The sequence below is a fragment of the Nocardia sp. NPDC020380 genome (assembly GCF_044386975.1).
In the GTDB taxonomy this organism is placed as follows: domain Bacteria; phylum Actinomycetota; class Actinomycetes; order Mycobacteriales; family Mycobacteriaceae; genus Nocardia.
In genome coordinates, this window is the sequence record NZ_JBIRVQ010000029.1 from 63,863 (window position 1) to 77,415 (window position 13,553).

Annotated in this window: 5 protein-coding genes, 1 tRNA gene and 2 pseudogenes; 4 read left to right on the forward strand and 4 right to left on the reverse strand. The window is 68.5% G+C overall.

What is annotated here, in order from left to right; translation table 11 throughout:
• Positions 1-104 precede the first annotated feature (104 nt).
• The gene (locus ACH438_RS45180) at positions 105-749 is read left to right on the forward strand and encodes a TetR family transcriptional regulator (RefSeq protein WP_397017317.1); all 645 of its coding nucleotides are present in this window, start codon (positions 105-107) and stop codon (positions 747-749) included.
• An 18-nt stretch (positions 750-767) separates the two neighbouring features.
• On the opposite strand, the gene ACH438_RS45185 is transcribed toward ACH438_RS45180, so the two are convergent.
• Together ACH438_RS45185 and ACH438_RS45190 are read right to left on the reverse strand one after the other, a co-directional pair.
• The gene (locus ACH438_RS45185; RefSeq protein WP_397017303.1) at positions 768-1,190 is read right to left on the reverse strand and encodes a holo-ACP synthase; all 423 of its coding nucleotides are present in this window, start codon (positions 1,188-1,190) and stop codon (positions 768-770) included.
• Between the two features lie 188 nt (positions 1,191-1,378).
• Positions 1,379-10,756, reverse strand: a complete 9,378-nt coding sequence (locus tag ACH438_RS45190) for a fatty acid synthase subunit beta domain-containing protein (RefSeq protein WP_397017305.1) — start codon at positions 10,754-10,756, stop codon at positions 1,379-1,381.
• Between the two features lie 390 nt (positions 10,757-11,146).
• Here ACH438_RS45190 and ACH438_RS45195 point away from each other — a divergent pair.
• The 3 genes and pseudogenes from ACH438_RS45195 to ACH438_RS45205 all read left to right on the forward strand — a co-directional run.
• Positions 11,147-11,228 (forward strand) — tRNA-Leu (locus ACH438_RS45195).
• A 144-nt stretch (positions 11,229-11,372) separates the two neighbouring features.
• Positions 11,373-11,819: a hypothetical protein gene (locus ACH438_RS45200; RefSeq protein ID WP_397017307.1), complete on the forward strand. Its 447-nt coding sequence runs from the start codon at positions 11,373-11,375 to the stop codon at positions 11,817-11,819.
• A gap of 254 nt (positions 11,820-12,073) precedes the next feature.
• A pseudogene (locus ACH438_RS45205) lies at positions 12,074-12,757 on the forward strand (tyrosine-type recombinase/integrase); the annotation flags it as partial.
• 114 nt (positions 12,758-12,871) lie between these two features.
• Here the strand turns inward: ACH438_RS45205 and ACH438_RS45210 are convergent.
• A pseudogene (locus ACH438_RS45210) lies at positions 12,872-12,937 on the reverse strand (hypothetical protein); the annotation flags it as partial.
• A 357-nt stretch (positions 12,938-13,294) separates the two neighbouring features.
• Positions 13,295-13,553, reverse strand: a 259-nt coding sequence (locus ACH438_RS45215) for an integrase core domain-containing protein (protein WP_397017309.1), incomplete at its 5' end; no start/stop codon positions are given.

A 13,553-nucleotide genomic window follows, 5' to 3' on the forward strand; every position in this document is an offset into this window, starting at 1 on the left:
GTGTCGCTACCCGTAGGCTGTTGAGCGTGGAAGCGCGCACGGGAGCCAGGTCGAATCGACGGCCGGACCCTGCGTTGGAGTTGCAGGACGACCCGCAGGAGCTGATGCCCCGTCGCCGCCCGACGCAGGAACGGAGCAAGAGGAAGTTCGACGCCCTGTTGCAGGCTTCCCGGGAATTGCTCGTAGAGGTCGGCTTCGAATCATTCACCTGTGAAGAGGTCGCGGCCCGTGCGGAAGTCCCGATCGGCACGCTGTATCAGTTCTTCGCCAACAAGTATGTGATCGTCTGTGAATTGAATCGCCAAGACCTGGTGGCGGTTTCGCAGGAGCTGGCGGATTTCCACGGTGAGATCCCGTCCATGGACTGGTTACGGCACATGAACGCGCTGGTGGATCACCTGGCGGAATTGTGGATGACCGACCCGTCCCGCCGCGAGGTGTGGCTGGCCATGCAGTCGACGCCCTCCACGCGGGCGACCGGCGCGATCCACGAAAAGGAGTTCGCCGAAGCGGTTTCGCAGATGCTGCGCCCGCTCATGCCCCGCACTCCCCGCGGCCGTCGTTCGATGATGGCGCAGGTGCTGGTGCACGTCGTCTATTCGATGCTGAATTTCTCGGTGCAGGACGGCCTCAGTCACGAGGACGCGGTCTCCGAGCTGAAGCGCCTGATGGTCGCATATCTCCTCATCGCCGAGAAGGAGTCCCGGACCGGCGGCCAGCGCACCGAGTTCGAACCCGAGGTGAACTGACCGCCGCCGCAAGACCTCTCACTTGCCGATGAGGTCCGCTAGTTCGCCGGGGTCTTCCAGCACCACCATGGCCGCCGCCGTATCCCCGTCGTGGGTGAGCGACAGGTGCACCCGGGCGCGCGGCAGGAATTCCGCTGCGAGCCCGTGCAATTTGATGCTGGGCCGCCCCCAGGCGTCGTTGACGACCTCGATCAGCGGATAGGGGTTGTCCCCGATCTGCGGGCTGCGCGCGAACCGGGAGGACGCCCACGCCTTGAGCACCGCCTCTTTGGCGGCCCATCGTGCGGCATAGCTGCGTGCCGGGTCCGTGCCCTTGCTCTGGCAGTAGCGGCGCTCTGCAGCGGTGAAACTCTCCCGGAGCATGGTGGTTCCGGTGCGTTCCAGTTGTTCGGAGAACTCGGAGATGGTGACCAAGTCCAGACCGATACCAAGGATCGTCACTGTGCGGGACTCCTCGATTCCTCGTTAGTGCAGTCGAATGCCCTGCAACATAGCAGCGCAGCCTACGGTTCCGTAGGCTGCGCCGCCGTGTTCGATTGTGCGGGTGGCGGGCTCGTGCGGGTACACGAGTCCGCCACCCCGGGCCTGACGGAGGGCTACTTACCGCCAGGCCGGTCTATCGGGTGCCGCTAGCGGCAGGCCGGGCCTTCGGGGCGGGTGCTGTAGACCGCGTCCACGCCCAGGCGCGCTTGCTGCGACAGGAGGACGTCCGCCTCGAGTTGCCGCGCCTTCTTGGCGGGGGTGCCGTCGCCGCCGAAGCGGCGGTCGGCGGGGCGTTCGTACAGCGGGGCGCCGCCGCACATGGCTTCGGTGAGGCGCTGACGGCCGGCGAGCTGACGCTCCTCGGCCTGGCGCTGGTAGCTTTCGCGCTTCTCCGGATCGGTGATCGCTTCGACGAAGGCCTGCGGGTGCACGATGGCGAGCAGCCCGGAGACGTGGCCGAAGCCGAGCGAGGTGACCAGTCCGGCCTTGAGCGGGAAGCGATCTCCCACCGCGAGGGGTTCGCGCAGCCACACCAGGTGCGGGTAGTCGGCCATCTTCTCGTCCACGCAGTCGAGGCTGCGGTTTGGCGGGATGACGCCTTGTTCCAGTACCTGGCACAGGCCGATGAGCTGGAAGGCCGCCGCGCCGCCCTTCGCGTGACCGGTGAGGGTCTTCTGCGAAACCACGAACAGCGGTGCGCCTTCCGAGCGGCCGATGGCGGTGGCGAGCCGCTCGTGCAGTTCGGACTCGTTGGGATCGTTTGCGGCGGTGGAGGTGTCGTGCTTGGACACCACCGCGATCTCGTCGGGGGTGACGCCGAGCTTGCCGAGTTCCTTGGCCAGCTTGGACTCCGGCCCACCGCGGCCCGCGCCCAGGGCGCCGAGGCCCGGAGCCGGGATCGAGGTGTGCACGCCGTCGGCGTAGGACTGCGCGTAGGCGACGACACCCAGCACCGGCAGGCCCATTTCGAGCGCCACCGAGCCGCGAGCGAGCAGTACCGTTCCGCCGCCCATGGATTCGACGAAGCCGCCGCGGCGGCGATCGTTGGCCCGGGAGAAGTAGCGGTCGCTGATGCCCTTGGCGGACATGACGGCCGAGTCGGCGGTGGCGGACATGTCGCCGAAGCCCACGATGCCCTCGATGCCGAGGTCGTCGTAGCCGCCGGCCACCACCAGGTCGGCCTTGCCCAGCTTGATCTTGTCCACACCCTCTTCGACGGAGACCGCCGCGGTCGCGCAGGCCGCGACCGGGTGGATCATGCCGCCGTAGGAGCCGACGTAGCTCTGCACCACGTGCGCCAGTGCGACGTTGGGCAGCGCCTCCTGCAGGATGTCGTTGGCCCGCGGCTCACCGAGCAGGTTGTCGATGTACAGCGAGCGCATCGACGACATGCCGCCCATGCCGGTGCCCTGCGTGTTGGCGACCATGGCCGGGTGCACCCAGCTCATGAGCTCGGCCGGGCTGAAGCCGGAGGACAGGAACGCGTCCACGGTGCAGACGATGTTCCACAGCGCGACCCGGTCGATGGACCCGGCCATATCGGCGGAGATGCCCCACTTGGTGGGATCCCAGCCGGTGGGGATCTGACCGCCGACGACGCGGGACAGCTTGGCCTTGCGCGGCACGCGAATCTCGGTGCCCGCCTTGCGGATCACCTGCCAGTCACCGGTGCCGTCGACGGGAGTGACGACCGTCTGCTCCGGGTTGGCGGAGTGGAAGGCCCGCGCCTCGGCTTCGCTGTTCACCACGAAGCTCAGGTCCTTGTCGAGGAACACGGAGGTGAGCAGCGGTGCGGTGTTGTCGATCATGGAGCCGTCGTCGCCGTAGCGGCGCACGCCGCAGCGTTCCACCACGGTGTCGTGGTAGCGCTCGGCCAGCTCGGATTCGTCGACGTAGTCACCGGATTCGGTGTCGTACCAGCCGGGCTTGGGGTCGTTCTCCCAGGTGACGAGTCCGGTGCTCCAGGCCAGTTCCAGCACGCCCGCGGCGGAGAGCTGGTCGGAGACCTCCATCTCGAAGCGGGTACGCGCCGAGCCGTAGGGGCCGAGCTCGCCCGCACCGACGATCACGACCATATCGTCGAGATCGGCGGTGACCGAACCCCATTCGGGGGTGGGCAACTTGGAGGACAGGGTCGGCGGCGCCGGCAGCGCCGCAATGGTGCGCCCGTCGATGCCTTCGGATTCCGCCGCGGCGGCCTCGGCCTGTTCACGGGCTTCGCGCGCCAGTTCGGGCAGATCCAGCTTGGCCCCGGCCAATCCACCGGTGAGGTCGATCTGCTGCGGACCCGACGCGGTCACCACGCGAGCGCGCGAGGTGCACCACTTGAGCAGCTCGTCGGCCATCTGCAGGGTGGACCAGGTGTGCACGCCGGCCTTTTCGACGGCCTCGACCAGCGGGTCGTTACCGCCCATGAGCCCGGTGCCGCGCACCCAGCCGATCAGCGCGTGCACCAGGGTGACCCGCTGCGACCACGACTTCTCGGCCCGCCACTTGGCGACCACGGCGTCGAGGGCGGCCTTGGATTCCCCGTAGGCGCCGTCGCCGCCGAACATGCCGCGGTTGGGCGAACCCGGCAGCACCACATGCAGTTTCGCGTCCACGTCGTGGTCGGCGCCCAGGGTGGACAGGCCACCGATGAGCCGTTCCACCGACCACAGCAGCACCCGCATCTCCATTTCGGCGCGCGCGCCGGCGTCGGAGAGGTCACCGGCCACCCGCGGCGCGGCGAACGGGAGCAGCAGGGTGGGGGTCATCGCCTCCTTGACGAGGATCTTCGCGCCGCCGGCATTGTCGACCTGTTCGTTGCCGACCCATTCGATGACCGCGTCGATATCGGTGTAGGAGGCCATGTTCGCGGGCACCACCCACAGCGCCGCGCCGTGGCGGGCGTTGTCGCGGTAGAGCTGCTTGTAGAAGCCCAGGCGGGTGTCGTCCAGCTTGGAGGTGGTGACCACCACGGTGGCACCGCCCGCCAGCAGCCGGCCGGTGGCCGCCGCCGCGATGGAACCCTTACTGGCGCCGGTGATCACGGCGATATCGGAGGACCAGATGCCCGGCTCGGCAGCGGAGACCGCGGCCTCGGCGATGGCGCCGTAGACCCCGGCGAGCACCGAACGGGCCTCGCTCATGGCGCGGTTGCGCCACCAGTTGGCCTGCGCGGCAACGGCTTCGCCCGCACCGACGTATCCCTCGACCTCGGGTTCGACCGGCAGCGAGCCGTCGTTGCCGAACCACAGCCGCGCGAGATCCTCACGCGCACTTGCCCACCGGTCGTCGATGAGCACGGCCTTCTTGGCGTCGAAAGCCGGCGCGACGAGTCGCGGCCAGTCCGAACCCAATTCGGCCGAAACCAGATCCACCAGGGTGTCCGTGGTGGCTTCCGGTGCGGAGGCCTGCTCGGAGTGGCCCAGGGATTCCAGGATCACCCGGGCGGCCTGCGCCAGCACGCCGTCGCGACCGGTGATCTGCTCGGTGAACTCACCCAGCGCGGCCGCGTCGACGGTCGCGCCGCCGCCACCGCCGGCGGACGGCATGGAGACCGCGATGCCGCGGCGTGCGGCCACGGCCTGCACGGCGGCGTCGATCGCATTGTCCACGGCCGCACCGTCGCCGAGCCCGCCGGAGACGAGCCCGCCGAGGTCGCCGCCGCGGACGCTGGCGCCCTCGCGGGTGCCGAGCGAAACCTCCGCGGTCACATGGCTGACCCAGCCGTCGCCGAGGTCCCAGACCTTCTTGACGCGCTCGCCGATGGCGGCCGGGCGCTTGCCGGAGGGCCCGAAGACCTTGCGCAGGTGGTCGCCGATGGCATCCGAGAGCACCGAACCGAACGGCTTGTAGGTGCGGGCCAGGCGGTCGACCGTACCGGCCAGCGCGCCCATATCGGCATCGGCCGCACCGTCGATGGCGCCGAGCGAGAGCTCCGCACCGAGGTCGACGAGCAGCTGGTTACGCCGCGAGGACACGCCGTCGCACAGACCCTCGATGGTGTCCACCGGGCCGATCTGATCGAGCCGCAGCTTGGTCCACAGCGCGATGAGCACGCGGGTGGCATCCGCCGCCGAGAACCCGATGTCGTCGGGCCGCGGGCCACCGGACGGCGCGACCGGAGCCGCGACGGGGGCGGCAGCAGCCGGAGCGGCTGCGGCAGAGGTGGCGCTGTTCGATGTCTCCGTGGTCGGGGTCTCCTCGGCCTCTTCCACCGGCGCCGGGTCGGTATCGGTCGAGTAGACGATGCCGCGCTCGCGCTCGATGTTCAGCACCTCGACGACCGCGCTGCCGAACTGCGGCAGCTTCAGCGTATTGGCGGCCAGGTTGGCGACGGTAGGCGTTGCGGCCAAACCGATTTCGACGAACCGCTCGACGCCGAGGCCGCCGTGCTCACCGTCGGTGAACAGCAGGTCCTGGGTCTCGATCCAGCGCACCGGCGAGGCGAACTGCCAGGCGAGCAGCTCGACGAGCACCACGCGGCAGAGTTCGACGGGCTTGGCGGCCCAGTCTTCCCAGTCGCCCAGCACCTCGGCGAGAGGCTCGGAGGGCACCAGGTCCGCGATCTCCTCGATGAAGTCGCGCTCCAGGTTGAACAGTCGCGGCACCAGGTTCGGAATGTACCGGCCCACAAGGAGTTCCGGGTGCAGGTCCGCGGGCAGCAGATCCAGCAGCTTGGACCGGAACTCCGGCACGCCGCGGCGCAGCACGGTGGAGTGGAACGGCACGTCGATGCCGGGCACCAGCACGAAGGCCCGCTTGCCACCGGTTTCGGCACGCAGCCGCTCGATTTCGGTCTCGAGGGCCTCGAGGCCCTTGACGGTGCCGGCGATGGCGTACTGCGCACCGCGCAGGTTGAGGTTCACCACCTCGAGGAATTCCTGCGCCTCTTCGCCGATACCCGCGACCCAGCTGATGACCTGGTCGTCGGCAATGCCGATCTGCGAGGGCCGGATGGCGGCCATCCGGTAGTCGCTGCGGCCCTGGGCATCCCGGGGCACCAGCTCGTGCATGGCGGAGCCGCGCTGGAACACGACCTCGAGCACGGCCTCCAGCGGCAGCACACCGGCCACCGCCGAGAGCGCGTTGTACTCACCGACGGAGTGCCCGGCGAGCATGGCGCCGTCGATGAAGGCGCCGGCCTCACGCAGTTCGGCGACCTGTGCGACACCGAGGGTGGCCATGGCGACCTGGGTGAACTGGGTCAGGTGCAGCACGCCCTGCGGGTGCCGGTATTCGACGCCGCGGGCCTTGAGGTAGGTCGGATTGTCGCGCACCACAGCGAGAATCGAGAAGCCGAGGGCCTCGCGGGTGTGCTTGTCGGCGCGGTCCCAGACCTCCTTGGCGGCCTTGGAGCGGGTGCGGGCGTCGAGGCCCATGCCCTTGGCCTGGATGCCCTGTCCGGGGAAGGCGTACACGGTCTTCGGCGGCGCGATGCGTCCGGTGGCGGTCATCACGAGGTCGCCCGCGCTCTGTGCATTTCCCGCTCCGCGGGTCCGGCAGGAAACCTCGACGATCTCCGAACCGTGGTCCACCGCAACGCGTTCCACACGCACGTCGATCTGCGCACCCGGCCGGACCATGCCGAGGAACCGAGTGGTCCACGCGGTGATGGTGCGAGCGGGGGCCTTGTCGTTCAGGTCGATGGCCGAAACCGCGTGCTGCGCAGCGGCGGACAGCCACATGCCGTGCACGATCGGGCTGCCGAGCCCGGCCAGCTTGGCGGCATTGTCGGAGGTGTGGATCGGGTTGTGGTCGCCCGAGACCTGCGCGAAGGCGGCCATGGCGCGCGGGGCCACGAGGGCCACGTCGCGACGGCGGCGGCGCGGGGTGTCGGTGGCGTCCTCGGACAGCGAGCCGGCGGCGCGCGCCGGATCGGTGAGTTCGGCGGAACCGTTGCGACCACGAATCGCGAAGCGCTCGGTGAGGGTGGCGATGGTCGGCATGGACATGCCGGTCTCCGGCTTGTCGAGCATGCCGGAGATCTTCACCCGCACCTCGACCACGCGGCCGAGATCGGTGTCGACGGTCTGCCCGGCCTCGGCGCGAACGGCGAGCACGCTTGCGCCGTCGGGCAATTGGCCGACCAGGTTGATCTGGTGGTCGAGGTGGACCAGGTCCAGCATGCCCTCGATGACGCTGTGCGCGTCCGCGGTCCGGGTGGCGCCGAGCGCCGCGAACACGGCGGGCCAGCAGGCGCCGACGAGCACGTCGGGCACGGTGCGGCCGAGGGTGCTCAGCGAGTCCGGCAGGCCGGAGCCGGTGACGCCGGCGTGGTCGGCGATGAGGTCCGGGGTCCAGGCCAGGTTCACGTGGGCGACCTTGACGCCGTCCACATCCTTGACCTCGGGCAGCGACTGCCCGGCCGCGACGGCCAGCAGCGCGGACATGGCCGCCTCGGCGTCGTCCTCGGTGATGACCGGGGCGCCGCCGTTATAGACGCTGGCGGGCACGGTGATCCGGATCTCGACCGCATCGCGTCCCAGGAGCGGCACGCTCAATGCCACATAGGCGTGGTCGGTTTCGGGGCCCTCCGTGGCGCTCAGGCGGGCGCCCGTGGGCGGGTGGATCGCGCCCTTGCCGTTCATGGTCCACTCGTCGAGGTCGCCCAGGCGGTGGATGGGGTTGACGGTGGTGCGGCCGGCCCACTGCACATCCGGTGCGGCGAGCACGATGTCGAGCGCGCCGTGCGCGACCTGCACGCGGCGGCGGCCGTCCACGGCGGCCGGGACGACGCCCGCCCGCACCAGCGAGTAGGCGGTGTCCTGTTCGAAGCGGTCCAGCAGTTCACCGACGGGCTCGTCCACGCGGGTGATGCCGGCGACGGCGACGGTGCCGGGGATGATGCACACCTGATCGGCGCTGTAGCGCGGATCATGGGCCTGCCACAGGGAATCCGAACGCCACCAGCGGCGTACGTCCTGATCCACGACCGGTACGAAGTTGACCGGCTTGCCGGGGGTCTTGCACAGGCTCACGAAGAACGGCACGTCGGCCGGGTGCAGCACGGTGTCGGCGGCGGCCGGGTACTGCGCCTTCAGCGTGCACAACGCCTGCACGGGCGCCTCGAACTCGTCGTCCTCGGCGAAGAGCGTGGCGATCTCGCCGCGGTCGGCCTCGTTGAGGCGGGATTCGGTGCGGCGCACCATCTCCGCGAACCGGTCGCGCCAAGTGATGTCCAGCCAGACCGAGCGGGTGGCGTCGGCGATGGCGTCGGCGAAGTCGCCGCCGCAGTCGAAGTCCTTGCGGCGGTCCAGGCCGACCGCGAGTTCGACATAGCGTTCCAGCCATTCGACGTAGGTCATGGTGGCGACGTCGCCGAAGTACGGCTTGGCGGTGGCGTCGAGGGCGGCGATGATCTCGTCGCGGCGTGCGGCCACGGCGTCGGCGTCACCGGCGACCTCGTCGAGCAGGCGGCCGGTGCGCGAGGCCGCATTGTCGATCTCGTGGATGTCCGCGCCCAATTGGCTACGGCCGGAAGCCATTCCGCCGGTCGCGGTGCCCGCGCCGACCCAGTCGGGGGTGCCGGGGGTGTCGACCAGCAGCTGCTTCACCTCGGGCGCCGTGGTGGCTTCGAGGGTGGCCATGGCGGCGGTGCCGACCAGCACGCCGTCCAGGGGCATGGCCGGGTGGCCGTGGGCCTGTGACCAAGCGCCGGTGAGGTATTCGGTCGCGCGCTCGGGGGTGCCGATACCGCCGCCCACGCAGACGATCACATTGTCGCGCCCGCGCAGCTCGCCGTAGGTCTCGAGCAGCAGGTCGTCGAGGTCCTCCCACGAGTGGTGACCACCCGCGCGGCCGCCCTCGATGTGCATGATGACCGGGTAGCCGGGCACGGCGTCGGCGATGCGCAGCACGGCACGGATCTGGGCGACGGTGCCGGGCTTGAACGCCACATGGGTGATGCCGACCTCGGTCAGCTCCTCGATGAGGGCAACGGCCTCTTCGAGTTCCGGGATACCGGCGGTGACGATGACGCCGTCGAACGGCGCGCCCGCGGTGCGGGCCTTCTGCACCAGGCGCTTACCGCCGAGCTGCAGCTTCCACAGGTACGGGTCCAGGAACAGCGAGTTGAACTGCACGGCGCGGCCCGGCTGCAGCAGGGTCTGCAGTTCGGTGACGCGGTCGGCGAAGATCTGCTCGGTGACCTGACCGCCGCCGGCGAGTTCGGCCCAGTGGCCCGCATTGGCCGCGGCCGCAACGATTTTCGCGTCGACCGTGGTCGGGGTCATGCCCGCGAGCAGGATCGGCGAGCGGCCGGTGATGCGGGTGAAGGCGGTCTCGACCACGATGCGGCCGTTGGGCAGGCGCACCGGCTTGGGCGCGAATTCGGTCCAGGCGGGGGCGACTTCGGGCGCGGCGCCGGGGGTGAACAGGCTGCGCTGCCCGGGGCGGGTGGAGGCGGCGAGCACGCCGACGCCGGTGCCCTTGAGCGAGCCGGCGGTGAGGCGGGTGAGCAGGTCGCCGGGGCCGAGGTCCAGGATCCACTGCGCGCCTTCGGCGACGGTCTCGTCGACGGTGCCGACCCAGTCGATCGGGTCGACGAGGACCTCGCGGGCGAGGGTGGCGGCGAGTTCGGTGTCCAGGCCGCACTGCTGGGCCCAGCCGGTGACCAGGTCCACGGTCTCGGCGAGGGCCGGGTGGTGGAAGGCGACCTCGACCGGGATGTCCTCGAACACCGGCGCGAAGACCGAGCCGCCGCGCTTCTTGGCGTCGCGTTCGCGGGCCTGTTCCTCGTTGATCTCGGCGCAGCGGCGGCGGACGCGGTCCAACTGGGCGACCGAGCCGGAGAGCACCGCGCGGCGGCGGCCGTTGCGGATGGAGACGACGGCGGCCTTGTCGGGATCGACGTCCTGGGAGACCTCGGTGACGACGGCCTGCAGCTGTTCGGGATCGACATTGGACACGGCGACCATGGGCGACTTCTCGCCGACGGGCATGAGGCCGCGGCGGCGGGCCACCAGACCGGCTGCGGCGCCGATCAACTGGGCCACGGCGAGCAGTTCGGCATCGCGCTGGCCGTGCGCCTCGGCGGCGACGGCGGCGATGCGGCCCTGCGAGTGGCCGATGACGGCGGCGGGCGGCTGGGCCACGATGTCCAGGCCCTGCAGGCGCAGCGCACGCAGTGCGGCGGCCTGGGTCAGGAAAACGCCCGGCATGGAGACGGCGGCGGAGCGCAACACCTGCGCTGACGGCGCTCCGGACACCTCCCCCTGATCCGGATCGGCGATCTCTTCCTCCAGCATCCAGGCGATCGGATCGAATCCGACGGGCCGGACGACGAGCAGTTGTGCCGCAACGGGTTCCAGCTTTTCAGCGGCCTCGTTGACGAGCGCGGTGAGCTCGGGTTCGAGCGCGGAATCCCGCCCGATCTCCTCGAGCTCGTTCAGCCACTGTGCGCCTTGCCCGCCGAAGGCGAGGGCGTACGGAGTACCCCCCAGCAATCGGTCCAGCAGTGACGACCTGACCCCATTTTCCCGGTTCTTCCGAGCCTGTCCGGCCTTCGATCCGATCCCGGTGCTCTCGTTGATCGTCAAGACGTTCGACTTCCTTCTCCGAGCGACCCAACCCCCGCAGGACTGGGCCGCGCTCACGGTGCGCAGGTGTTCCCCCGGCCGACAGGCCCTGGTAGACGCCGAGGATTCCACAAAATCATGAGGCTTTCCTCATGTTCGTGTTGCGTCCGTGTGCCTACTCTCCAGTTTTTTCGTACGCACGTACCAGAATCTTCAGAAACATGACCATCCCTCATGTTCGATCCCGCTGGTGAGCCCGGTTACACCGGCGTAGGAAATATGAGCCCCCCTCACCTTCACCTTTATGAAATCGTTATAATCCCAGGTAGGGTTACCGACCAGTACGCCACACCCTCCCGGTGCTTCGCGAACCCCGTTCGACCCGGTAAAGTTTGGACGGTCGTACCATCAGCGCGAGTGGCGAAATTGGCATACGCGCCAGATTTAGGTTCTGGTGTCCTCGGACGTGCGGGTTCAAGTCCCGCCTCGCGCACACAAACCCGGCTCACGAGCCGGAAACCACCCTCAGGTGCTTTAGTGCACTAGAACACGCAGATTCACCTGCGGAAACACTGACCGAGCAGGTCCGAAAAACCGCTCACGAGCCAGATTCGGCTCGATTCGGGCGGTGGCGGCGATGATAGGCGTGATCCCACCTCTCGTTCCACCTCCCTCGCCGCTGCAGCAACTGATCAGCGATCCCATCGATCCGGTCGCTCTCCTGCCCGATCGCGGCATCGAGGTCGTCTACGGTCTGGCCGTCGTCGCCGACGGCGGTCGCGTCGCGGACAAGAACATCACTGCCGCTCTCGGTTGGGGTCCGGGCTTCAAAATCGACATCACGCCTGCCGCCCACGGAACCCTTTTCGTCCGCCCAGGCTCCGACGGCGGAATCACGGTCAGCCGCAAGGGATATCTGCGCATCCCCTACCGACTGCGCCGTCGCGTCAACCTCTTCCTCGGCGATGCGGTCCTACTGGCCGCATACCCCGAACGCGAACGGCTCGCCGTCTATTCGCCCAGCGCACTGCACGCGCTGCTCGAACCGAGCCGAATCGACCTGCTGGGAGGTGCACGGCCATGAACGTCCCCGCCATCAACGCGCCCACTGCTCAAACGCTCGAAGCAGCACGACTGTTGTTGTCGCAGTTGGGTGTATCTGCCGCTGACCTGATCAGCGAGCCGATCTCCGTACCGACATTCGCGGTCGTCATCCCCGAAGTCCGCAAGACGCTGTCGTTCGGCACCCTGCGCACCTACAACACACATTTCAACCGGATCGAGAACGAGTGGGCAGACCGCAGACTCGACGAGCCGACCAAACCCGAACTCGTCGAAATGGCGGAACGGATCAAGTCCGAGTCCGTCTCCAACGGATCCCGCCATGGCCGAGGCGCGGTCGAGAACTTCGTCGGCGCTGTCCGGTGCATCTACCGCTACGCCGAAGATCACGGCTGGATCCGACCGGCGGACAACCCGTCCCGACAAGTCGCAAAGCCTTCACGCCGCCCATCGGCACGTTTCGCGATTCCACCCCACCAACTCGCCGACATCGTCCGCGTCGCGGCCTGCACCGGCGACGATCCCGAACTGGACTGCTTGATTCTGCGGCTGCACACCGAGACCGCCTGTCGCCGCGGCGGCGCGCTCGCTCTGACCCCGGCCGACCTCGACGTCGACCAATGTCTGGTCCGGCTGCACGAGAAGGGCGAGACCGTGCGCTGGCAACCGGTATCGCCGACTCTCATGCGTCACTTGGTCATTCACGCCCGGGGACGCCGCGCTCCGCATTCCGAACGGCTACTGCGCTATCGCAACGGAAAACCGATCACCTCCCGCCGCTACGACCATCTGTGGTCCCACATCGGTGAGGAATTGCCCTGGGTCGCAGTCCAAGGCATCACGATCCATTGGCTGCACCACACCACCCTGACCTGGGTCGAACGCCATTTCGGATTCGCGGTGACACGCCAATTCGCGGGCCACGAAGACAAGAAGGCTGGCACCACGGCCACCTACGTCAAGTCCAACCGGGATCGACGTGGTATCGGTGTGCGCACGGTTCGACGGAGCGTGCGCGAGATCCAGTATGGCCAGAGTGGATTGGGCCATCGACCCTTCCACCACCATGGGCCACAACCACGCCTCACGGTCCGGAATCGCAGTCAGGACAGCGAGATCCCGCAGCGCCGTGAAGGACATGCGGAACGCGCCGAACGCGCGGTGTAGGGACCGGCGTCGACCTCGGTAAGCGCTCTCGCTGCCGTCGACGAGGTCTGCGGCGCCGAGACAGCCGTCGACGGCGCTTCGGGCTGTCCGCTTTTGGTCTCGCCGCCACAGCTCACCGCACACGCCACCGTGATCACTGAAACGCCCAGCGCCACTACTCGTCCCACACCACGCATCTGCATTCCCCGGTTCGTAGCGGAATGAACGGCCCGATCATCGGCCGACTTTACGTGAGCAGCACCACTGGCGGTCGGGCGGAGAAGTCTTTCGCCGCGCCTCGGGGTGGACCGCCCCGGCTTTGGATGAGACCGAACTACCGATTCCAGTGCCTCATGCTGCCGTCAGTTGCTGACCGCGGTCTTCCCAGAAGACCCGCTCGAACTCCGCCGGTGGACGATAACCACACCACAAATGCAACCGCTGATTGTTATACCACGAAACCCATTCCGCCGTCTCCCGATTCACCTCACTCGTATCCGACCACACGTACTTGCCGATCAATTCCTTCTTGAACAATGAATTCACCGATTCCGAGAGCGCGTTATCGTACGAATCACCGGTACTGCCAACCGATTGCGCGATACCCGCC